The organism is bacterium (genome assembly GCA_030693425.1).
Classification (GTDB): Bacteria; Patescibacteriota; Minisyncoccia; order Minisyncoccales; family GWA2-46-15; genus GWA2-46-15.
Map to the genome: position 1 here is coordinate 367,015 of JAUYAM010000002.1, position 24,700 is coordinate 391,714.

Sequence of the window (24,700 nt, forward strand, 5' to 3'; positions counted from 1 at the left end):
TTACGAAAAGAGCAAAGCCTTTCGGTGACTGTTTAATACCGCATTATAAGGTAAACGTCAACATACCGTATTTCTCCTATTCAACAACCAAAAAACCGCCTCTTTGGCAATTTCTTTATTCAGTCACGCAAATAGAAAGGAGCGGTCTTCACGATCGCTCCTTCGATTTCACGCAGTCATGGCTTGTTTGACCGTCAGCTGTCCGCCACCCCATTTAAAGTGGATTCCATCCACTTTCTCTGGGGCGATGCCGAAACTGCCGAGGATTTCTGATTTTTCTGCCTTTTCCTCGGCATTATTTCTGGCATAATAGCAGAGAGTGATTGCTCGCCAAAAGCCAAGTCTTAATCCGCGGAAATCAACACCTCCCCATCTCTCGAGCCAAAAACATTTTAACATGACCTACCTCCTCAAGAACTATAGAATGTTCTTAGACATTTAATTTTTATAACAATCCTACCATTTGTCAAGACAACCTGCCGTAATGCTTCAGTAGATAGTAATCCCCTGCCAAAAAACCCTGCCTACCGGTAGGCAGGCGTCTTTTTGGCGATTTTCATTGGCTCCGCATCGTAGACAACGTTAGAACTATTATCCAGCGACAAAATGAGTATATTTACATACCAGATCTGCGGTCACAAGGGCAGATCTAGTTTATTGATTGTTACCCTACCCTGCTATATCTCTCCGATGTCTTTGCTTACAGGACGACGTTAGAACCTGTTTATGTGTATAGAGGGGTATCCCCTAGTCTGTTTTCTAGAATACTATTATTTAGCTCTCTTATAGGAAAATTGGGATTTTGACAAATTATGGTTCATAGACCGTTTCAACAGTCATTAGGTTATCAAGGGCCCATCCCATTTCATCGTAAGAACTCCACGCATATTCCTGAGCATCTTCAATATACGAATTTACTTCTTCTATATTATTATTGGCTTCTTGAAGAGCCATTTGGTAATCGTATAATTGCCATTCTGAATTATCGTTAGCTTCTTGAAGAGTTATTTGGCAATCGTCTAATTCCCCTTCTAAATAATAATTATCATTCTCGAGTCGTGTTATTGTTTTATGATTATTCCAAATCCAGATTGTTGCGATGACGATTATTAAAATTATCAGTCCCTTTTTGTTATCTTGAGTTTCTATATCCATATTCAAATTATTTATTTTTAATTTATATCAATATTACCACTCCAATCCTTTTTCTATTAAACAAGCCCTATATTTTCCAGCCTGATTCTTAGATGCAAAGTTTGGGTTTTCTCCCATAACTCTTAAACACTCTTTTCTTATTTCTATCGGCCTCAAATCGTACCAATAGAATAATCCTACTCCAACCAAAATTATTGCAAGAATTAATTTGTGTTTATCTATTAGTGTAATTATTTTCTTAATTTTTTCTTTCATGGGCTTCATTTTTACTTTTTAAGATATTAAATATTAAATAGAGCGGAACTACTATAAGCAATAATATTAATCCCTGCCTTACAATTATAAAAACCCAAAGGAATCCGATAGAAAACATGTCTTTTATCAAATCAAGGCCGCCTAAAAGACCAAAAAGAATAGTCCAAAATATTATTATGAATATAACTTTGCCGACTTTTTCTTTCATAAGATTACCTCTTAAAAATTCTCGAAAAGAAACTTTTTATTGACTCAAATATTCGGGTAAAAAATCTCTGCTCGGGTTTTTCCTTGGTTGTTTCAGCTACTTTCTCAGGAGCGGTTTCTATAACAGAATTAGCAAGCGTCGATATATCCTCTTCAGCTGGTTCACTTTCTACGACCAATTTTTCTTGTCCTACTGTAGGATTATTAGTTTGTGGTACTTCTTTTTGCAAAACATCTGTTTTCTGTACGACTGGCAACGGACTTGCGGCTACTGGAGGCATTGTCGGCTTCACTTCTATTTTTATACATGCTGTTATATTTGAATTCCAAGCGTATCCACTATCGCAGTCACAATGAGAAATACCATTTATCATTCTAACAAGAGCATAATCTCCATAACTTAACCTGCAATATTCCGTGCTTGAAATACACTGATTATTGTAAATAGAATACCCACTAGTGCAAGTGCAAGAGTTTTTGTCGCCGTATGAGTTTGCACCATACTTTGCTTGGCAACTTTGGGTATATGTTATACAAAAACCATTGTTCGCTGTGTATCCATTATTACAAAAGCATTCGCCATTAACTTTGGAAGAATTGAGAGGACAGGTTACGGATTTCTCTGGAATAGTATATACAATAGTTTCTTGCGGCTCTTCTACGCATCTATTATTGTCTAAAACATATCCATAATCACAGATATTATTAGAACCGAATGTGCGGCTTACGCTGATGACATCACATGTTTCGCTATCGTCTTGAAGGACAATTTTGTCCCAACTATCTAGATCAAAATCTGTTCCAAGATTGATAACTATCTTGTTGTTTACATATCGTCCGAAGGAAAAATCGTAGCATCCATATCCGTATTTGATAAGGTATTCTCTATAGTCGTAATCACTTTTAACAATAGCTTTTCGATTATTGAGATCTAGTTTCTCTACTAGAAAATATACATTATTCTGTTTCTCTACGCATTGATTGGACTCGTCTAGAGTATAACCATCGTTACACTCACATTGTTTTGAAAGATAATCATACGAAGAATGAAGTCCATATTTGGAAAAGCAAGATTTACACTCTAATCCTCCTCCAAATTTTAGAGAAAATTCATAGCCACTCGAACACTCACACTTATCAGTCAAACTATTATAGCGGGAGTTAAAGCCATATTTATTCCTGCACCATTCATCTTCAGAAATGCACTGAGTTCTACCGATAATATCTTCTCCTAATACATATCCGATGTAGCATTCACATCCGCCATAGAGGTTATCATAGCGAGACATAACTCCATATTTGTCTCTACATAATTGGTCCGCTGATACGCACGATGTATTCCCAAAAATATCTTTACCGAATACATACCCACTCATACATTTGCAGGTGTTTGTGTAAGATTCATAATAGACCATGTATCCATATTCAGAGCATTCACCATAAGCCATTACGGTGTTTTTTTGTGGAAGAGTGCACCACAACGCAACGAGTGTCAGGATTAGTAATATAGCTTTAATTTTTTCTTTCATAAACTTATTTAGATTTAAGTTTTAAGGCAGAGACTCGCACGCAACACCATCCTTATTCTTATCTAGGTTATGATAATCCTTATTCGGCCCCCCGTTCTTAATGAAAAACGCCTGGGCTTCCTCCTGCGTAGAGAAATCCGAACAATCATAATCACCGTATTCGGTGTTATAAGAAGGTTTTGAGTTTCTGGAAATTAGGTATCCGACAAATATCACAATCACAGCAAATATTCCACACCCCAAAATTATTTTAGTTTTCTTTGTCATGTGAATTAAGGTTATTTTTTATAAATAATGTAACATACAAATCCTATCCCAATTACTATCCACCAGTTAAAATTACTACTTGAGTCTTTATTAGGGCTATCGATGTAATCATTACCTTTATTTGAATTTATACCAGAATTATCAATAGAATCATCGCTTCCACCATGACAATGTCTTTGATTCCAAGCAACCCCCCAATAATCACAATTAGTTCTACAATAATGACAACCGTCCGAGGCTGTATTCCCCGGATGAGCAAGAGTAGGAGTGTAGAGAACAAGCAACCCCCCGATAATTATCGTAAGAATCAAGATTTTCTTAGTTTTTTCTCTCATAAATTTATCTTAGCCTAATTTACCCTACCCCGCTACTCACTATTGTTTAGAAACAAAAACTCCCGCATTGGGAGTTCTTTGTTGGAGTAACACTCTTAAGAGAGGTATATTACCATCCTCTGTAGCTTTTATATGGACTTGTAGACCCTCTTTTTCCCGTATAAGGGTTGTAATTGCCTTGTGTTGAGTAATTATCCCATCTGGTGCTGTTGGGACTTGAGCGGTAATAAGGCTGAACATAAGTTCCCGTGCTAGGCTTATAGTAACCTCTTACACGAGCCGCTTCTGCGGTACTTGCAAAAAAGGAGAGTCCTCCTAATAAAATCGCTAACGAAAATAAACCTCCGATAATGTATTTTTTCATATTGTGTATTGTTAATTTTTAAATGTAGACTGTTTCGCCCTATTTTTTCTTTTTCGCAAAATAGGAATAAGCCAAATAAATAATCAAACCGATTGCAAGTATAACAATTATGCCAATAATATTATTTCCTGTCCCAAGTGTTATAAAACTACTGACAGCGGCGAGGAAAAGATTCGGACTCTCAACGGCAGGAACCTCGGCGGGAATTTCCGTCGGTTGTTGTTCTGTTTCTGAAGTTGTTATTTCTGGTGTCGGAGTTGATATGGATGTGGGCGTTGGCGTTGGTTTTAGGGTTAATACAGATGCAGGTGTGGACGTGGGCGTTGGTGTTGGTGTTGAAGTAAGCATTGGTGTTGAAACAGCATTAATCGTGTAGTTTCCGCTTGTTGAAACTGAGCCGACTGATACACCCTCACCTATGATATCAACGCCCGTAAAGCTAATAGAGGCTGTACCGGCATTTCCTGCCCTGGCTGACACTGTAAACAATACCTTGTTTGCCGTTGTACAACTTGGCACGCCAAGTAAGAAGTAAGGATTTGAACAAGTAGGCAAAGATTGTGGGGTGACATCGCTTGCCACAGTTATGCTTTGGCAAGTTAGATTGTTAAAAACTAATGTACCCTCAACTGCGCAAACCTTACTTCCCGAAGCATCAACTCCTACGGACACGCTAAAAGTATCCCCGGCGGTTTTGGTTAAACTTGCTGGGGAGACATATAGAGAAGAACTCGCGGCAACTACTATTCCGACAAAACCAGCAATCGATAAAAAGATAATTGCTGATAATATAAATTTTGTTTTAGTGTTTTTCATGTTTTTATATGCTCCAATTTAACATTAATAAAGCGAAATCATATTTATCGACTTTACCATTATTATTCAAATCAGAAATGTTTGTTCCTGTTTTACCCCAATTAGCCATCATTAAAGAGAAATCGTATTTGTTTACTTTACCATCATTGTTCATATCGCCAATACCGCTTATGCCACCTTCTTTTGCCGTAGTAAAGCTTTTATCAGTATAGGAACCTATGTTTCCAGTACTGTCTTTTGATTTAACTGAATAGTGATAAACAGTATCGGGAGAAAGATTACTCAAAACTAGGGAGTGAGAGGTATTGTAAGTTGTCGTCTTTGCCTCTAAACCGTAGCTTGTGGATATACCGTAAACTATCCAAGAAATAGAGGGTTCATTTGTAGTCCATGTAATCCTTGCCTCATTTGCGCCTTTTGCTGCGCTTATATTACTAATTGTCGGAGCAGTATAGTCGCCTCCTCCTCCACCACCGCCACCACCGCCACCACCGCCACCGCCGCCGCCAGATGGAACCACGGCCTGCGTATAAGTTACGAAGCTTGTGAAATGCTTGGTCCAAACGATCAAGTCAGAACTAATACTAATTTTACAGTCTCCCTCGGCGGGCAGAGCATCGCCTGCGGCTTGCGTATTCGCAGAGCAAACTGTATTTATTTTTGTGAAAACGCCGCCCCTTGAATAACCAATTTCCTTGCTCGCCTGACCGGAAAAAACAAGCCGCACGGCTTTATTGAAAGTTAATTTAGTATCGCCGTATCCAATTTCTATAACCGAGGAGACGGTGGCAGTATTCCCACTATCCGGCGTAACTGTAACCATAGAATTTGGTTTAACCTGCGGGACGTTAATGATTCCATTCCAAGTTGAAGTACCAGCCACTACTTGGATGCCAGCCGGAATTTCTACCTTCACGGGTCCGATAGTTGTAGAGGCGTTAATGATAATTGCACTTTGAATAATCGCCGTTACGCTAGTCGCGGTACTCGTTGTAAGCGCGTTTACGTTAATCGTTGCGTTGGTCACGCTTTCGGGAATTGTAATAACAGAACTAGAGGTATTATTGTCGCCTACTAAAATCTCTGGGGCGTTTGTGCTAACAATTATATTCTCGCCGAGTAATTGCGCAGAACTGGAAACAGGCAGTACATTAACTGTTCTGGCAACCTGAACAGCATGATTTCCCGCTGCATCTGAAACATTGTAAGTAATTGCGTAGGCTCCAATAGTTGTTGAGTTGACTGGATTTAGAATAACGATATTCGAGGTAATATTTCCGTTAACATTGTCCAAAGCAGTTGCTCCGGCATCAACATATATTGATCCTACGTATATATCCATGACGCTCATTCCCTGAAGAGTAATGACCGGAGGTGTAACGTCAGGCTGAACGGTAATAAAACTCAAATCTTTTTGAACGATAGCCCCTGATACGAAATTAGCGTATTTAATTTCCGGACTACCAGCCAAGGCCTCGCTAGCCCCCGAAAGCAAGTATTTAAAAAGAATATCGCCGTCACAATTTGATACTAATAATTTATTTTTTGTGGCTTCATTGTAACCATATGTCCCACTCTCTATCATAGTTATCTCTCCAATTAGATTGTTACCGCAATAAGCCCTAATTTCAGTTCCGGCGGGCAAGGGAAGATTATTTAAAGTGACATCACCCCAAAAAGCCATCGGAAAAGATGGAAAACTGGTCTCAGCCAAAGATAAGGTTGGTAACAACCAAAATCCTAATGCAAGAATTGATAATTTTATTAGTTTTAATTTCATATCTATAAATCCCAATGGATTAGAGAGCTACTTACTGAGCGTCAAAGTTGAGAGCGGGAAGCTCGGAACTTTGTAGTCGTCTGACCAGTCAGAAGTTGTCACCGCGTGGCTGGCAGCTGATCTGTCAGACCAGGCAAATGACTTGGTAACGGTTGTACCTGTAGTGCCGCTGTCCGCAGCGTTGGCAGTACCGAAGGCTAGAAGATAGGTGGTAGTTGCCACCGATGAAGCCAAATCAGGCACTCTTACTAGAACCGCGTCACCAGTGTAGCCGCCGTAAGCCAGATCACCTCTTAATTCATAGGTGTTGGTTGTTCCGTAGGCTATCACTTCTTCGTTGGTAGCGACAAAAACAGCGTAAGTTCCGCCATTGGCATCAGTATCGGTCCTGAAGTGCCAGGCTCCGGCAACTTGAGTGTTGGTCGCTGAATTGTAAACCTTCATTGAAGATTCATCAATCAGTTTGGTGTCAGGATTGGTGGCAGCACCAGCAACAATCATGTATATGCCATCGTAAACTGGCGTGGTTGTGTCATCCGTACCGATAGTCCTAACAGTAGTAGCGTCAGTGTGAATGGAACCAGAGAAGTGGAACATCATTGCTTTCCAGCCGATATTGCCGATTGCGTCAGCAGAAACAGTCCACTTGTAGAGCGTCTTTGTGCCAGAACTCAACAGAGTTGAAGGCAGAGAAGAAGCAGCTAAAGTAGGAACTGATTGTCTAAAGATCTGCTCGCTGCCGCAAAGGTCTGTTCCGCCGGCAACGCTGATAGAGCCCTTGGACTCGGCTCCTTCAGCCGTGATGTAGTAGTTCGTGGTTCCGTCTGAATCAACGCAGAGCTTTGGAGCGTCTCCGCTTGAAGCGCCGCTAGTAGATCCAATGCCTGCCAAGTTTCCAACAAGAGTCAAAACCTTGGTCGCGTTCTTAGGCACTCTCACATAAGCTCCTGGAAGGAAATTGAATGTGACTGTGCCGCCGGAAAGGTATCCGGTTGAATCGACCTGGGTTGTCCCGTCGTAAATCTTGACAGCGGAAAAGTCTCCGTCTGCACCGCCTGACCTAATAACTATGATTGACTTTATATCAACTGCTTCGTAAACAGCCGTAAACAAGAGTTTAGTGAAGTTTACCGCAGTCTTGCCCTGTCCTTCGGCTCCGACTGCCTGAGTGGCAATGATCGGAGTGTCAGGATTGGTTGTTAAAGTCAATGATCCGGCTGTCGTCAGAGTCACCTCGTATTCTCCAGCACCAGTAACAGCGTAGTTAACGCCAGTCGTTGGGCTAAGAGTCGCGGTCGGGTTGGTATTTGAAGTCAATCCAGTCACGGTCACACTGCCGGCCACGTCGATACCTAAGGCATTAATATGCCCGCTGGTAGCGGTGGAAGGCACATCCGCTTTCGCGTAAATGACCACCTGTTGACCCTTGGCAATGTCAATGCCCAGGGAGTTCAGGAAGTCCGAAGCCGAGAAAGTAACCGTGGCTGAACTCAAGGACTTGTAAGCGGTCAGTCTGGTGCCTGCCGAGTCATAATAAAGGGCGAGGTTGGACAGATCCGCGTCCGCACCCGTGCCCGAAGACGTTCTCGTCAGCTTGATCGAGCTAACCCGGATATCTTCGGCCGAGCCGGCCGTCAAAACGAAACCAGCATAGGTTACGCCAGTAGCGTTAAGAATGGCCGTCTGATCAGCCGGGCTGGAAGCGATGGAAACAGTCAAACTGCCCGTACCCACGACCATCAGATTGCCGAGAGCCGAACCGGTTTCGGTAATATCAGCTGTGGAATAAACGCCGGTAGAAGTGATGTCCGTAGTCACAGTCGCTGCCGCTACGTCAAAGTGGACACCGTTAGTGCCCAGAGCCGTTGTCGTCGGAATATCGGCCACCACGGTTAAGGTGGCGGTATTGCCGGCCGACACGGTTAAGCTGCCCGAGAACGACTCGGTTGTGCTGGGAGCAGCGACAGTTGAACCGAATTGAGTGCCGTCTTCCTTTAACAGCTTGACATTGGTAACGTCGCCCGAAGCCGTGGCTGTGCTCGTGCCCGAAGCGGCGTAAGACTTGACGGTCACGGCGGAGATCAAAATATCTTCGCCCGTGCCAGCAGTAAAGTTGATTTTCGTGAACACTTTAGCGATCGCGCCTTTAATATAGGTTTGAGCTGCCGGCGTGGTTGACGCCAAAGAAACTGCTAAAGTTCCATAACCTACGATAGTGTGACCGTTGCCAGTTGGCGTCGGGCTGCCGAGAGTCACTGAACCAGACGGTAAATCATACTGAGAAGTAAGGCCATCTGCTTTCAGATCAGCTGCGGCATTGACTTTCAAGCCAATTCGGCTGGCTCCAGCGGTTGCCCCTGACGGAATGTCAGCTTTGGCTGAAATCACTTTGTTGGTAGAAGCCGCCATATCAAACAAGCCACCGCTTGAATCCCAGCCAATGGTGTTTGAACCGAATTTTACGGTTGAACCAACCATAGATCCTGAAGCAATCAGGGTTGAACCATCGTATAAGTTGATATTGGAAATATCAGTCGCGGTTCCGTTAGTGCTTGCCTGGGTAAGAGTCAATTCAGTCACTCTTACGCCTTCTGTTGAACCAGTAGAGAATTTGAAAGCTGCAATCAAACGGCTGGTTGTCCCCAAGACATAACTCTGGACTGCCGGGTTAGTAGCAGAGTCCAAAGCAATATTTAAAGTTCCGGCTGCAGTAATGGCATTAACAGTTAATGTATTGCTAATTGGTAAGCCAGTTATAATGATATCGTGGTTTAGGGTTGCATTTTCTAATGTAAATTTATGAGTTCTTCCTCCAACGGCCGTGGAATTGACATCAGCCACTAATTTTATTCTTTTGGCTCCTGAGGAAAGGTTTGTTATCAAGTTCGAAAAAATGATTTTATTGTTCTCGTTGATGGAAGCCGCTGATCCTAATAAAGCATTGCTGTCCGTATCGTATAATCTAAAGTTGCTAATGTTGTTTTTATCTCCCGTTCCGTCATGCAAAAATGTTAATGAGTTGGTATTGACATCGTATAGAGAATCGACTTGAAAATTAAATAATGTTTGGTTCTCGGGACCCGCATTTATCGTACTAGGATTAGTGCCACTGGTTGAGAATTTAAAACCATCGTTTATGTTTTGTGAACCGTGATAATCATCGGTTGTTTCTGTAACAAAAACGCCGTAACCCTTTAGTTCTCTAAAATCATTTAAATTATCAGCTTCCGAAGCTACTTTTACGCTCCAGGTATCTCCAATCTTTACAGAATCCAGGCTTGATTGATCGGCAGTAAAATCAATTACTTGCGAGACTGAATCAACAACAGAACTAAAAATTTTACTAATATTATTAGTATCAATATTTGCAGCGCCTTTTTGTAAAGCGTAATCAGGAGAAGCTACGCCAATGGCGTTCCACCCGCCATTGAGAATCCTTTGAAATAATCTTTGTCCTGGCGATAGATTAAAATCATATTTCAGTTTCAGGATCTGGACTTGATTGGTTTTATTATTAATAAAATAAGCAAAGAGGGGTTGGAATTCGCTTTGACCGGCTTCCTGCATTGTCTGCCAGCCAGAAACGGAATTGGGGTTTAATAAATAAATACCAAGGTTGTCTGAAGTCTCAGCAACAGAGAATTCATGACTCGACAAAACCCTTGGGGTTGAGACGATATTCCATCCCGGCTCTAAATTGATAACTTGATACGGTGCTTGGGGAATATCCGCATTTACAGTCACTGTATAAGTGATTACCGTTGTTCCGTCTTGGGCCGTGACCACTAATGTGTTGCCGGTTACTACCGTATCGGCTATGCCCGCATCAATCCACGTTTGATGAATCTCGCCTTTGATTAGAGTAGCTAAGAAAGTAGCTTTGGTCGTTCCAAACGATACATTGGTAATAGTTTCAGTGGCTGTTCCGCCTAAGCTTACTGTATAAGTTGCAGAGTTTATTGTCGCTACTGTACTTGCTGGCAATTTTAATACTGTTAATGAAAATGATTTTGTATCAGATACGACGCCTTTGGCTAGAGCGGCTGTTAGAGTTACGACTGCATTTCCGCTTGCAAAAGCCGGCCTGCTGATTGTTTGTCCATCGTTTGAAACAACGGTTGGATTGCTTGATAACCAAGAGATTGTTGACCCACTAGCTCCAAGTGATGGCAACGGGTTCGTAAGGGCTACTGTAATACTTGATAAATCAGGATTTGCTCCTTTGATGGAATCATCTACTAATGCTGCTTTATCAGCGGCTACGGCAGCAATGTCGGGATTAGCGATTACATTAACTGTTCTGGTTATTTCTTCTGCCGGATTGCCAGCAGCATCTGAAACATTGTAAGTTATGATGTAAGTTCCTGGAGTGCTGGTGTCTACGGTGTTACCTCCAATAATAATAGAATTTGTTAAGTCGCCTTCAATGTCATCAATGGCTGTCGCCCCCAGTTCATCGTAAGAATCACCCACAGTAAGGTTTATTGTTTCATCGCCGTCTAGGTTGATCTCTGGCGGGGTTGTGTCAATTGTAAAAGCTGAAACATTTAATGGTACGCTTTCATTACTAGCTGTATCAGTAACGGTTATTGTGCAGTCACTATATAGATCATCATCTAATTCATTAAAACTGATTGTGTTGTTGCCTGCTATAGCTGTGATAATTGAACTGGAACAGGAACCATCATAAGTAATAGTCCCTGCTTCATCTGAACTGAACGTATAATCAGGAGTATTGTCATTGGTCGGAGTTGAGACAGACGTGACTTCGGCCAATGTTGGTGCTGTCTGATCGTCAAAATCAAGTTCAGCAGTTGCAAATGGTTCGTAAATAACTTTGCCCAAAGAAATATCATCATAATAATCATATATTTTATTTGATATTGATACATTATCCGTTATACCCCAATAATTATTAATTGCATCAATATTGGCAGAACTATCATCCATCCTTAAATTATAATTCGTGTTTCCATAGATATTATTGTTCGATATGTCAACCAGACCATAACTATTATATTTATATATATATATCCCAACATTATTATTATTTATTATATCGTTTTCTTCAATAATATTGCCGGAACCGGATCCTCCATAATAATCAATACCTGCAAAACTATTATGAGACATAATATTGTTTTTTATTATGTTGTTTGCTCCATATAATTTGATCCCGCAAGCATTATACGTAAATGAGTTGTTCTGCACTATATTATTATTTGAATTAGATATTATAAAACCATTTATTCCGTTATTGGTAATAGTATTGTCTTTTACAATATTCTGACTTGAATATATTTCTACTATGCCATTACCGCAATCCCCAGGAAAAGCTAAATAGTTATTCTTTATTATATTATTTGTTATCTTACTACGAGCACCAAGTATATACACAGCCTTATAATAGTTATCTTCAATAATATTATTATCTATAAATAAAGATGTGCTATCAGAATAGATAGCCCAGGGTGAAGAACCAGAATACCCAGAATAATTTATATTGCAATATCTAAAAATACTTCCTTCAACATAGTTGTTGTCTGCGTCAAAAATGGCATCAGTTGCGGTGTTAAAAAACTTTATTCCAATCCAATCTCCCGCTTTTGGTGTTGATAAATTGGAAGTAAAAATAATAATATTATCGATAGTTCCTGAAGCAATTAATTCACCGCCAATATTTAAACCAGTATTTGTGTTAAATTTTACAGTAACCCCAGGCTCAATAGTTAGTGTGGCCCCTTCTAAAACTTGAACGGTGCCCGTAACAATATAAGGACTATTGGCCAGTGTCCAAGTCGTATCTTCGGTTATATTGCCAGAGACGGTATTAGCGGCAACGGTAACAGTCACAACATAAGCTTGGGTAGAAGAATCAGCAGCAGTAACGGTATAAGTTACTGGACTCGTGAAATCTTGAGCTGCGCCGGAAATCGGACTTACTGAAGCTCCTGTAATTGTGATTATTGGGACAAGGGCAGTGACATTGGTTCCGAATGGAACGGTGATTGCGATTGTATGATCAGCTTCGTTAATGACACCCGTGGTTGCTGGGGTGGCGAAACTAAAAGCAGTGATTGCTTTGGCGGGGTTAGCGGCTTGGAGGGCTTTTTGCGCATTGATTCTTTTACCTGTTACGGTTTTACCAGATAAAGACGTTAAACTGTCGCCCGTTGTTAAAATTGTATTTTTTACTTGTGATGATGTGAGACCAGGGTTATATCCTCCTATCAACGCCGCGAGACCTGCAACATGTGGCGCAGCCATGGAAGTACCATTCAGATAACCGTACTGCTCATCTGAACCATCGCTATATTTGGTAATTCTTATGTCATCAACCGAACAACCATCTCCGTTGCCAGTATCCGCGTTCCCATTTGCTACCCATCTGAATCTAAATTTAAAATTGCTAGTTGAATATTGACTTGGAATACTCAAGTTTTCAAAATGATATGCTGCACTGCCAGAAGGGTTCGTATTCGAATCTATCGAAGGCTCGTTCCACTTTAACATCTCAGTAAAAGTGCTTCCACCATCATTACTAAATTCCAACGCCATATAGTCAGTCCAACTGGTTATACTATATTCTGTATCGCATCTGGTCCAAAAATCTATATTCGCCCCACCCGCACTTAAATTATATGCTGGCGAGGTAATGGTAGAATTAGCTGTCCGTGCATAGGGTATGTTCTTTACATCACCATATAATACTTTGCCCCAAACAGTACCGCTATCTAACGGATATGTTCCCCAATCTCCAGTAGGCAAAAGATAGGCTGGCACGGCGGGTGGCGTTACTCCTTCAAAGTTTTCAAATAAGACGGTTGTTTCTTGGGGAACAGTACTATAAATATTCGTCCCCGGAGCACCAACATCAACAGAAGTTGCACCATAATCTGAAAATGTAGTCAAGGCATCGTTTTGATCCGTAGCGGCAACGCAAATAATGTTATTAGCCATATGGTCACACGGATAAGAATGCAAAGTTTGACCATTGTCATGGTTGTCTCCACCATCATCAGTATCTCCATCACCGTTTCCAGCAGCTGTAATAAATAACCCAGGGAAAGATTCGATTGCACTCATCATAGCCGAATCTCTATAATCACCACTTCCTCCACACACGGCGTGAGTTCCGCCTTGGTCAGAACCATAACACAACCAACTCGCATTTATAATCTTGGCTCCGTTTTGTCTGGCGAAATTTATACTTTTTACGTTATCAGTAGTAGTAAGAGAAGATTTTAATGCCATTATCTTTGTATTTGGAGCTACTCCGATAATGCCTTTGCTGTTATTTTTGGCCGCAGCTATCGTTCCAGCGATATGAGTGCCGTGAGACGAGGTAGTGGGCAACGGCGTATTGTCGCCATCTTCATAGTCATAACCGTGGTTACAACCTCCTGCTATAGTAATGCCATTTTCATCTTTACAGCTTGTCCCATCCCACATATTCGCAGCCAAATCAGGATGATTATAAGCAATACCGCTATCAATCACAGCCACTATAACAGAAGCATTTATGCCTTCATTTATTGTCCAAGCCTCGGGCGCATCAATATCAGCGTCAGCTAATCCAGTATGAACAGGATATGTCCCACCTACTGTCTGGCCTGTATTATCTAATCCCCATAGAATGACCCTGCTTGTATCGTTCGTGTTAATATCTGCAGGATAATATTGAAAATTCGGTTGAGCATACTCAACGTTAGGATCGTTTTTTAACTCGGCTATTTTCTGCTCAACTGTTTTAGCATCCTTAATTCTTAAAACTGAGACATTTATCTTTCTTAAATCTTCTTTTTTCTCCAACGATTTAGAACGAATAAAATTCAAAGCTGCGGCCCTACCAAAAGAAGTATTCAAATTAATCTTATTATTTTTATACTTTACTAAAATCTCACCTTCTACATAATCTTTTTTCTTTCCTTCTGCTTGTTGAGACTTTTCTAACCCAATCTTTTCTTTTTTGGTTATCGACAAGTCCGAAGATAAACTTTTAACCTCTTTGGGTGAAAAGCTTATTTTATTAAAAGCCGTTCCGCCACTATCAAGTGGAGTTTCGGTCCTGACCCGCTCAAAGTTAACATCATTCTTTTCAACAGCTAAAACGGGCAAATTAAAGTTGCCTAGAATAACAAAAATAGTTAAACAGACCGAAAGAAACGAACTAAGCTTTTTAAATTTTTTCATAGTAATAATCGCTGATAATCTACGACAAAATAGGTAAACCTTGATTTTTAGTAATACATCATTTTCACAAGATTGTCAACCCTTCATTTTTCGTTGGCAGGAAACATAAAGCTCCTAGCCAGCGATCTCTTGCGAGACCCGTACACCTTTCAGTATACGACCTTTCACAGTGCTCTGACTAGGAGCTTAATACTGTGAAAGGTTTTACGCCATGCCTATAGTTGAATATGGGTTTAGGCGATATATTCAGTTGTCGATTTCAGATTAGTCCTATTTTAAGGAAAGGGCAAGGCTGAAATAAGGGTTGAAAAATGACTTAAAAAGTGGTAAAAAGAAGGAAATTACAATGAAAATTACAGATTTTATCAATTACTACAATTCAAATATTCCCCCGGATTTTCCTAGGGTAAATAAACATATTCTGACTATTTTCCGAGCAACTCACTATAAATTATTTAGGGTAGACGATTGGACAGTAGAAAAACACAGGAAGGCGGTTATGGACTGGCTTTATGATAATGATGGCACTATAAGCAAGATTAAGTTCCCTTATTTTACATATAAAAATATAGTGGAGATCAAAAACGATTCTCGAATTCTCCATAAATATGATTTTTTATTAGGAGACGATAAAGAAGCAGGGGTTAAATATCCATTAACTCGTCACAACAAAAATCTTTATGTTTATACTTTAACCAAGAAAAGAAACTATTTTAATCTTCCCGTACTCTTTTTTGATTTTACCAACCTAGACTTACTCAATAAGGATGGGACAAGCAATCGCTTAAGTGGCAAAGAAAATATTCCACCGATACAAATAAACAGGATTATATGGTTTGTTCAAAAATACGGCGTTGATTTTATCCCACACGACGTCAATGGAGACTTTGGTGATGATCCCGATGAGGGAATAGTAAACAATTATTTTTTAGGATTTAGTTCTATTTGGGGAAAATTCATGCTTCTAAAGAATTTGATAAAACAGGATAGGACCATACCTTATTCGAAAACAAAAAAGAAACTCAATGGATATTGGCCCGTGAGAATGTTCCAAGAAAATATCATAAAAGATTATTTTAGTAATAAGCTGCCCGTAATAACTAGTGAAGAAGAACGGGCCAAGGATTTATACTTGAACTATAAACCACCTATTTCTATCCTCTTTGAGTATTTAGTCAGCAACTTTACTCTGGCCAAAAAGTGTGAATACTGCCACAAATATTTTGTAGCTGATCGAAAAGACGCAGAAGGTTGTTGCGTTCATCATAATAAATTACTACGCATGAGAAGATACAGGAGCAAACTCTCTCAACCTTGACGATTTATCGAGTGACGTTTTATGTGACGGTTGGATAAGCCCCATTTGATAATCTAAAGTCAAAGCAGAATACGCTTTGGCTTTTTTATTTTGCCAGAGCAGCAAGGTCGTGACAACAAATTAACTTAACAACAAATTACTATGACAGAAATATTACAAGAGAAAGATTACTTCAAATCATCAGATATAGCATTGTGCTCGGCACTTTGTTGTTATGGTTATCAAATAGAGGCAATAAATAGAAACGAACCGAGAGCAATTTTTCTCGTTCGTAGGAACGAACAATTGGACGAGATATTACAGTTGTATTTTACGCACCAGCTCAAGGTTGAACCTTTGAGTTTTTTCGGTTTTTTGAGGGAAATTAAAACAAGAATTTATCACACATAAGCATGCCTTCAGACGAAATGATAACCAAATATCAAGAGCTTGTTAAAAAACGATTTAATCGTGTGATTAGCCGTGAAGAAGCGCTTGAGAACGGAACAAAATTACTTCGTCTGGTGGAACTGATTTACAAACCAATGACCGAGGCGGAATACCAGCAATTACGGAAACACCGCCAAAAAACCGGCAAATTATAAAATTAACAAAACCTACATGAGAAGACTTCCAAGAAAGCCAAGTCAGCGACAAGATCGGATCATCCAAGCAGTAGAAGAATGGTTCGGGAAGATGAATCCGGCAGAGAAAAAAGCGTCTGTTAGAATTTCTCTTTTCCTTATGGGTCGGAGGAAAGGAATTGAGCTTGCGGAGGAAGAAAAGGATATGACGTGGTATGTCAGCCAGAACCTTGCGTCAGAATCGCACCAGATGAGTTAAGAGGGCATTTAACCCCTATAAACAAGATGTGTAAGTGTAATTACCTCCAACTACTTAGCCTGACTTTTTAAGGAGAAAGATCATTCGTTAAAAAAATAATTTTGTTTCTGATTTGGGTTCTTGGCGAAAGTGCTATAGTGCCTCCCGCCGAGGGCCCTAATCAGAGACCGGAGGCACTAATATGAAAAATCAAAATGTAAATACAGTAGAGGGATTTGATGGGGAAATGCTCCACCCCTCATTTGATATTAAAGATGGTATTCTGATCCTTGGTTTTCGTTACAAAAACAAAACAGGGAAAGACGAAAATATATTTTTCGTAGTCAAACACGATACCATTAGAGTAGAGCGGGAAGACTCGTGCGAGATTGATGGCAAGCGATATTTCTTTGAAATAAAAGGCAAAACACTTATGAGAGTTGAGGAAAGGTGGGGATTGAAGGCGTTGAACGAATTTGTAAAAGATTATTCAAGCGGAAAAACAGGGATTACACCAACGCCAAAGGAATTATTTGAAAAAACTAAGATTCTAGTAAAGAAATACGTTGAGCTTGAAAAAGAAATTGATTACTCTCTTGTTATCGCTTGGATTATCGGTACTTATTTCTTCCCCATATTCCCTGCCTACCCCTTTCTTCTCCCCAAGGGACCTAAAGGATCTGGTAAGACGCAATTTCTCAACCTCCTGGAGCAACTTTGCTTTAATGCGATAAAGGCACGCCCAAGTTTACCCGCTCTTGGTGATACAGTTGATTCGCTTCGGGGGACCTATCTGATTGACCAGGCAGACTCTTTATGGCGGGAGAAAAACGAGGACCTTCTTGATATTCTTGCCGATTCATATAAGCGCAAGGGAGGCAAAAGAAGAATAATGAGTCCCGACAAAAATAAGCGTGAGGTGTTGGAGTTTGAAACATATGGCCCGAAAGCCCTTGCGGCTATCCGGGAACTCCCAGAAGATTTACGAGACAGATTTCTAACTATTCCTCTTATAAGAAGTGCTCAGAATTTTCCCGACCCGGATAATGAAGATGAGAATTGGAAAGAGATACGAGGCGGGATCTATAAGTTCCTTATTGAAAACCATCTATTAGCTTCCTCTACATGTTCAGTTTTAAAGACACAATACAAACTTAATCCAGAGGTGTTTGGTAGAACGCTGGAGTTATGGCTTCCCCTAGAGACAATGCTGAAGTGCCTTGAGGCAGGAGAAGAAGAGGTAAAAGAGGCAAGGAGACGTTTTCTTTCGCAGTATCAATTTTCTGAATACGAACCATCAGAGTTTGAAAGAGAAGTAATAAAAGGGATTCTAAGTCGATTTCAAGATGGGGATACAGAAACAATACTTTCTCCAAAAAAAATTGGTGAGAATATGGACCCGGATGTTTTCCAATTTGGTGAACTCCCAATACGAAGAGCCGTAAAAGTAGGATGGGCTCTCAAGAATTTTAATCTCTTTTCGGAGAAGAGACCAAGAACAAAAGAAGGGGTTCATTATCTTTTCGAGAAAAAAAGGGTTGAAAATATCTACAAGCGCTATTTTGCAGCAGAACCTACACTTCTTACACCAAGCGAGAAAAATAACTCAAATAGAGAGGAAGTGGAGGGTGTAGAAAATATAGTGTAAGAGATTGGCAGTGTAGGATTTCTTACACCAGAAAACTCTTACACTCAAAACCTACACTCCGTATTTAAACGGGAAAATAACGATAATGTAGAAGATGTAGTAGAGTTGTTTATAAACCAAGCCCTAAAGATCATGTCCGAAATATCACAAAAACAATTAGAAGTTGGCAAGAAAAACTCAATACAAAATAAGTACACGCCTGAAGAGGCTAAGAACATGATCTTGAGTATGGCCCACGCGGAAGGAGATTTGCATTATATGCTTCAAGAGTTAGGTAGTGATACTTTACCAAAGTTCCTTCACGGAAATGAAAAAGAGCAAAAAGAAGCAAGAGAAGTATTAAGTACAAAGGCCTTGGAGATAATGAGAGCGCTAGAGAATGATACTCACGTAGTTCTTATGGAGTCATTTAATCATGAATATCGGGGTTTGGCGAAAGAATTCAGCACCAACTTAATAAAGGATTACAATTGCAATACGTACGCCGAAAAAGCACTGGCTGGAATTATTACCAATGCTTACATCAGAATTCTTGATAACTCACGGAGGTTAAATAATGATATAGGCGGTCCTGGCCTGCCGATCAATGACATCAAAACTAGGTATGTCGCCATGATAAGTAAGCAAATTGACCGAGCCAGCAGACAATTTATTACAGCCTTAACAGTCCTTAATCAGATGAAGACCCCGCTTATTGAGGTAAACATTAAAGCCAAAACAGCATTCGTGTCTCAAAATCAGCAAGTCAATCTGACTAATAATCAGGATATAAACCAAAATGAAAACGTTGAACCCAAATGATTTAGGAAAAAAATACTTGGTTGAAGAATGCCGGAGAATACGAATAGAAGATTTTTTGAAAGTCTATCGTAATAAATTGAAGGAGCTAATTTTGATTTCGGAATTAGAAATATCAGGAATAGAAACAGAATTAACTACTTCTAAAACTTGTTATAACGGCATTAGATTCTGGTTTAAGTGTCCTTTGTGCGGTAAACGATCGGGGGTTTTGCACGTTCATCCATTAACCAAGAATGTCGGGTGTCGAAAATGTTTGAATCTAGAATATAGAAAAAGAAGATATAAAGGAATGGTTGAAGGAAAATTGCTTGACTATTAGATTTGGTTTATAATAAGGGTGTTGCCTATATTACAATGAAACCCGAAGTTTTTTATTGCTTCGTTGCCTTTAAGGGGCGGCTATTCTAATGAAGCAATCCTTCGGGAAAGTGTAATTAGGCAACGGTAGCCGTCCCTTTAAGTTTTTATGAAACAAGAAACCAACAAAATTAAATACTTTCTTTACGCCAGAAAGTCATCAGAGAGCGAAGATCGACAGGTGCAGTCCATTGATGATCAGACAGACCGGCTAAAAAGATTAGCTCAAGATTTGGGTTTAAATATTAAGAAAATTTACATTGAGGCGAAGTCGGCAAAAAAACCAAACAATCGTCCAATTTTTGATGAAATGATACAAAGGATTGAGAACGGCGAAGCCGAAGGTATTTTATGCTGGCAGATAAATCGCCTTTCTCGCAACCCTATTGATAGCGGAAAACTTCAATGGCTGTTACAACAAGGCACATTAAAATCGCTTCAAACGATAGATAGACAATATCTTCCCGACGATAACGTTTTACTTTTTAGCGTAGAAAGCGGATCAGCAAATCAGTTTGTCTTGGATTTAAGCAAAAACACCAAACGAGGAATGTTGAGAAAATTGGAAAGTGGGTGGCAAACAGGAATAGCGCCGCTCGGCTATCTCAACGACAAGGAAAATAAAATTATCATCAAAGATCCGGAGCGTTTCAATCTTGTCCGCAAAATGTGGGACTTAATGCTTACCGGCAACTACACTGCTCCCAAAATTTTGGATATTGCCAACAATGATTGGGGTTTTAGGACAAGGAAGTTCAAACGGATCGGCGACTGTCCACTTTCACGAAGTGGGATTTATAAAATCTTTACGAGCTTATTTTATATCGGAATTATAGAAAATGCTGGGGTTCAATATGAAGGCAAGCACGATAAAATGATCACACTTGAAGAATATGACCGAGTACAAATGCTTCTTGGCAGAAAGGGCAAACCAAGACCCAAACATCACGAGTTTGCTTTTACCGGTTCAATTCGTTGTGGCGTGTGCGGTTGTCTTTATACAGCCGAGACAAAGAAAAAGTTCATAAAAGAAACTGGTGAAATAAAAGAATACACCTATTATCATTGCACAAGGAAAACAACAAAAATTAAGTGCGATCAAAGAAAAAGTATTTCGGTTGATGATTTGGAGTTATCTATTGAGAAAGAAATAGAAAAATACACTATTTTGCCGGAATTTTTACAATGGGCGCTAGAAGGTTTGAACAAAAAAAATGACACCGAGATTGAAGACAGATCAAAGATTTATGAAATGCAACACAAAACCTTAACGGAAACACAAAAGGAGCTGGATGAGCTTACCAAAATGAGATACCGCCAGCTTATTGACGACGAAACTTTTATTAAAGAAAAAAACACACTTCAAAGTAGAATCTCCCAGCTTAAAGAAAACTTGCGAGAAACAGAGACACGGGCCGATAAATGGTTGGAGCTTACTGAAAAAACTTTTAACTTTGCTACTTACGCCCGTAAAGCATTCATAACAGCCAAAGGAAAAGAAGGGTTAGAACTGAAGAAAGAAATCTTATTGGCATTAGGAAAAACGCCGATAATGAACGGCGGAAAGCTCCTTATTGAAGCAAATGAGTGGTTCGTACCTACTAATAATGATTATCCTGCGTTGGAAAAGGAATACATAGGGTTAGAACTGAACAAAATGCCCTTAAATAAAGCAAAAACAGAAGCTCTCGCCTCTGTTCGTGCACGTTGGCTCCGCAGGTAGGATTCGAACCTACAACCCACTCCTTAACAGGGAGTCGCTCTACCGTTGAGCTACTGCGGAATGTTGTTAATTCTCAAAAGAACTTTCCATCTCTTTTATACAGTAATCCAAATCAGCGGTTTTGAAAAGCCCTGCTCAATACTAAATACCAGATACCAAATACTAAATACTTATAAATCAGTAGCCTTTGAGCCTTTTTAAATTGCGGTGCTCCCGGATTCTTTCTAAGGATTTGGCTTCAATCTGGCGGATCCTCTCTCTGGTGACTCCAAATTCCTTGCCGATCTCTTCAAGCGTGTGATTGACCCCGTCTTTTAGGCCAAACCTCATCGCCAGGATCTTTTGCTCTCTCGGAGTCAGATCAACTAAAATGCTTTCCAGCCTTTCCCTTAATAAGGTTCTGGCCGCCATAATGTTGGGCGGGATTTCCTTTTGATCCTCGATGAACTCCGCCAAAATGCTGTCTTCATCATCCTCGCCGACCGGAGTCTCCAGGGAAATCGTGTCCTGAGAAATCTTCATCAAATGATAGACTTTTCCCAAAGGAATGCCCATCTCGGCAGAAATCTCTTCTGCGATCGGCTCCCTGCCCAAGTCTTGAAGAAGCCTCTTTTTCGCCTTGGCGTACTTGGAAATAGTTTCGACCATGTGAACCGGAATCCTGATGGTTCTGGCCTGGTCGGCCAAGGCCCGGGTGATTGCCTGCCTGATCCACCAGGTGGCATAGGTCGAGAACTTATAGCCCTTTCTCCAGTCAAACTTCTCAACTGCTCGGAATAACCCGAGATTGCCTTCCTGAATTAGATCGAGAAAAGTCAGATTCGGAGACCGGCCGATGTACTTTTTGGCGATGGAAACTACCAGCCTTAAATTAGCCTGGGCCAGCCTTTTTTTTGCTTCCTCGTCCCCTTTTTCGATCCTTTTGGCCAGTTCCTTTTCCTCGTCGGGAGTCAAGAAAGAAACTCTGCCGATCTCTTTCAGGTAAAGCTGGATCGGATCGGGCTTGGCCTCAAAAACCCTTTTTGTTTTGTCTTTGACTTTTCCCAGATCCAGAAACTCCTGGGATTCTTTCAAATCCAGGCCCTGGTCCTGAAGAGCCTGATAAAAAGCTTCCAGCCCCTTAACGTCCATTTCCACCCGGGGAAAGTAATGGAGGATCTCGTCATAAGTGACAAAGCCCCTTTCCTTGCCTTTGTTCAGAAGCTCGGAGACTTTCTCTTTGATAAAAACCTTGGCCGGCCGGCCGAGCCCGACCGCTTTTATTATTTTGGCCTTCCGCCTTTTTACCTTGGACAAGCGCTTTTTGGGCCCTTTCCTAGCTTTTTCAAAACGTTTTGGCTTTTTCTTGGCCATAATGGCCCGGCGATGTTTCTTTCTCATGTTTTGGGGTTTAAATCTCTGAAAGCTTTTTTGTTATTTGATGGAATTCCTTGACCAAAGAGCTGATTTTTTTGGCGTCTTTTTCGCTTTCGGCCGCCTTCAGCTCTTGGGAAAGCTTTTCCAGCTTTGATTTGATTTCCATGCTCTTAATCTCCCGCAAACAATCCTTAAAATCAATGCCCTGGTCCTTTTCGGAAATCTCCTCAAGCATCTCCGTCTTCAAAAAAAGATAATTCGCCTTATCCGAATCTTTTTGGTCGAGCTTTTTCATGGCCGCTTCATTATCCTCTGCTTCTTGGAAAACAGAGACGATCCTCCGGCAGTCTTCCGTCAAAAACTCAAGGTCCTCAACCGAAAGCTTGTCGCAGCTCTTCCGGCTCTTCATAAAAAGGGTGATCAGCCTCTCTTCGAGCAAGTCTCTCCTTGTCCTCTGGGGCAGGTTGATGATTTCTTCCGGCTCCAATCCCAGGACGTCTTCTTCGAGCCTTACCTTGGCCATTTCCTCGGCCAAATCCTCTTCTCTGGCATTAATCTCTTTTGCCAGCCTCTGCAGCCAGAAAGTCTGCTCAATCTTATTGGGGATTTTCTTGATCACCGGCAGGATAATCCGGGAAATCTCTTTTTTGCCCTCGACCTTGCTCTTGTCGAACTTGGCTAAAGTGCTGTCAAAATAGAACTCAAGAATTGATTTGGCTTCTTGAATCGCCTTTTCCCAGGCCTGAGGGATTTTAGCGATCAACTCGGCCGGATCTTTGCCTTCCGGCAGAACAATGACCTTAATATTGAAGCCTTGCGACAAAGCCAGGTCAATGCCCCTTTTGGTGGCCGAGTCGCCGGCGATGTCCATATCAAAAGAGATGTGAAGATTTTCAGTATATCTCCTCAAGATCTTTAACTGCCAAGGGGTCAGGGCCGTGCCCGAAGAGGCCACGACATTGATAATTCCTGTCTGATGGGAAAGAATGGCGTCGGTGTAGCCCTCGACCAAGATGCAAAAGTCTTTCTTGCGAACCTCGACTTTGCCCTTGTCTAAGCCGTAAAGAGTGCGGCTCTTATCATAAAGCAGAGTGGCCGGAGTGTTGATGTACTTGGCAATCTCCTTTTCGTCTTTCTTGGCAAAAACCCGGCCGCCAAAGCCGATCACCTGGGAATTAATGTCAAAAATGGGGAACATAATCCGGCCGCGAAAACGGTCGTAAAAACCGCCTGCATCTTTTTTGATCGCCAAACCCGCGTTTTCTATCTCTGGTTGTCCGTAACCGCGGCTGGCCAAAAAATCAATCAAACCCTGCCAGACATCAGGGCTGTAGCCCAAACGCCATTTCTTAATTGACTCTTCGGAAATGCTCCGGCCCAAAAGATATTTTCTCGCTTCAGCGCCAATGGTCTTGCCTTCTAATTGTTTTTCAAAAAACTGGCAGGCCAGTTCCAGAATCTCGTAAAGCCGGACTCTTGCCGTGGCCAATTCTTTTGACTCGGGATGAAATGGCTTTAATTCTACGCCCGCTTTTTGGGCAAGCAGACGCAAAGCGTCGCCGAATTCTATACCCTCTATTTTCATTACAAAATCAAAGATAGTGGTGCCAGAACCGCATCCAAAACAATGCCAGATTTGACGGGCCGGAGAAACGAAAAACGACGGCGTTTTCTCGCTATGAAAAGGGCAGACCGCCCGCCAGTTCGCTCCTGTTTTTTGCAGCTTGATGTAGCTGGAAATCACCTCAACCACGTCCAGCCGCGATTTAATATCATCAATAGGAGAAGAAATCAT

At 40.9% G+C, this 24,700-nt stretch carries 19 protein-coding genes and 1 tRNA gene; 6 read left to right on the plus strand and 14 right to left on the minus strand.

Annotated elements, in window-relative coordinates; genetic code table 11:
- Positions 1-168: 168 nt before the first annotated feature.
- From Q8N16_02450 to Q8N16_02500, 11 genes are all read right to left on the minus strand, one after another.
- Entirely contained in the window at positions 169-399 is a 231-nt protein-coding gene (locus tag Q8N16_02450) for a hypothetical protein (protein MDP3093602.1), read from the minus strand.
- Between the two features lie 411 nt (positions 400-810).
- Positions 811-1,155, minus strand: a complete 345-nt coding sequence (locus Q8N16_02455; protein MDP3093603.1) for a hypothetical protein — start codon at positions 1,153-1,155, stop codon at positions 811-813.
- A 33-nt stretch (positions 1,156-1,188) separates the two neighbouring features.
- Positions 1,189-1,410, minus strand: a complete 222-nt coding sequence (locus tag Q8N16_02460) for a hypothetical protein (GenBank protein MDP3093604.1) — start codon at positions 1,408-1,410, stop codon at positions 1,189-1,191.
- A complete protein-coding gene (locus Q8N16_02465; protein ID MDP3093605.1) occupies positions 1,394-1,618 on the minus strand; it encodes a hypothetical protein in 225 nt (74 codons plus the stop codon). Before Q8N16_02465 ends, Q8N16_02460 begins: the two co-directional genes overlap by 17 nt.
- A gap of 4 nt (positions 1,619-1,622) precedes the next feature.
- Entirely contained in the window at positions 1,623-3,146 is a 1,524-nt protein-coding gene (locus Q8N16_02470) for a hypothetical protein (protein MDP3093606.1), read from the minus strand.
- A 21-nt stretch (positions 3,147-3,167) separates the two neighbouring features.
- Positions 3,168-3,413 carry an excalibur calcium-binding domain-containing protein gene (locus tag Q8N16_02475; GenBank protein ID MDP3093607.1) on the minus strand — a complete coding sequence of 82 codons (246 nt, stop codon included), beginning with the start codon at positions 3,411-3,413 and terminating at the stop codon, positions 3,168-3,170.
- 11 nt (positions 3,414-3,424) lie between these two features.
- Positions 3,425-3,748, minus strand: coding sequence for a hypothetical protein (locus tag Q8N16_02480; GenBank protein MDP3093608.1), 324 nt, complete (start codon positions 3,746-3,748; stop codon positions 3,425-3,427).
- 109 nt (positions 3,749-3,857) lie between these two features.
- On the minus strand, positions 3,858-4,112 hold the full coding sequence (locus Q8N16_02485; protein ID MDP3093609.1) for a hypothetical protein: 255 nt from the start codon (positions 4,110-4,112) through the stop codon (positions 3,858-3,860).
- Between the two features lie 39 nt (positions 4,113-4,151).
- On the minus strand, positions 4,152-4,928 hold the full coding sequence (locus Q8N16_02490) for a hypothetical protein (GenBank protein ID MDP3093610.1): 777 nt from the start codon (positions 4,926-4,928) through the stop codon (positions 4,152-4,154).
- Between the two features lie 4 nt (positions 4,929-4,932).
- A complete protein-coding gene (locus Q8N16_02495) occupies positions 4,933-6,708 on the minus strand; it encodes a DUF5011 domain-containing protein (protein ID MDP3093611.1) in 1,776 nt (591 codons plus the stop codon).
- A gap of 27 nt (positions 6,709-6,735) precedes the next feature.
- Positions 6,736-14,901, minus strand: a complete 8,166-nt coding sequence (locus Q8N16_02500) for a S8 family serine peptidase (protein MDP3093612.1) — start codon at positions 14,899-14,901, stop codon at positions 6,736-6,738.
- Between the two features lie 346 nt (positions 14,902-15,247).
- Between Q8N16_02500 and Q8N16_02505 the strand changes: the two genes are divergently transcribed.
- The 6 genes from Q8N16_02505 to Q8N16_02530 all read left to right on the plus strand — a co-directional run bounded on the left by Q8N16_02505 (position 15,248) and on the right by Q8N16_02530 (position 21,549).
- Positions 15,248-16,219, plus strand: a complete 972-nt coding sequence (locus Q8N16_02505; GenBank protein ID MDP3093613.1) for a hypothetical protein — start codon at positions 15,248-15,250, stop codon at positions 16,217-16,219.
- Between the two features lie 392 nt (positions 16,220-16,611).
- Positions 16,612-16,803, plus strand: coding sequence for a hypothetical protein (locus Q8N16_02510; protein MDP3093614.1), 192 nt, complete (start codon positions 16,612-16,614; stop codon positions 16,801-16,803).
- Positions 16,804-16,819: 16 nt separating this feature from the next.
- Positions 16,820-17,041 carry a hypothetical protein gene (locus Q8N16_02515; GenBank protein ID MDP3093615.1) on the plus strand — a complete coding sequence of 74 codons (222 nt, stop codon included), beginning with the start codon at positions 16,820-16,822 and terminating at the stop codon, positions 17,039-17,041.
- Positions 17,042-17,222: 181 nt separating this feature from the next.
- Entirely contained in the window at positions 17,223-18,668 is a 1,446-nt protein-coding gene (locus tag Q8N16_02520; GenBank protein MDP3093616.1) for a hypothetical protein, read from the plus strand.
- 132 nt (positions 18,669-18,800) lie between these two features.
- Entirely contained in the window at positions 18,801-19,469 is a 669-nt protein-coding gene (locus Q8N16_02525) for a hypothetical protein (GenBank protein MDP3093617.1), read from the plus strand.
- Positions 19,470-19,935: 466 nt separating this feature from the next.
- The gene (locus tag Q8N16_02530; protein ID MDP3093618.1) at positions 19,936-21,549 is read left to right on the plus strand and encodes a recombinase family protein; all 1,614 of its coding nucleotides are present in this window, start codon (positions 19,936-19,938) and stop codon (positions 21,547-21,549) included.
- Here Q8N16_02530 and Q8N16_02535 read toward each other — a convergent pair.
- The 3 genes from Q8N16_02535 to dnaG all read right to left on the minus strand — a co-directional run bounded on the left by Q8N16_02535 (position 21,535) and on the right by dnaG (position 24,700).
- A tRNA-Asn gene (locus Q8N16_02535) sits at positions 21,535-21,609 on the minus strand. The two genes, Q8N16_02530 and Q8N16_02535, sit on opposite strands and share 15 nt — an antisense overlap.
- A 117-nt stretch (positions 21,610-21,726) precedes the next feature.
- Positions 21,727-22,929: a sigma-70 family RNA polymerase sigma factor gene (locus Q8N16_02540; GenBank protein MDP3093619.1), complete on the minus strand. Its 1,203-nt coding sequence runs from the start codon at positions 22,927-22,929 to the stop codon at positions 21,727-21,729.
- Positions 22,930-22,939: 10 nt separating this feature from the next.
- Entirely contained in the window at positions 22,940-24,700 is a 1,761-nt protein-coding gene (dnaG, locus tag Q8N16_02545; protein ID MDP3093620.1) for a DNA primase, read from the minus strand.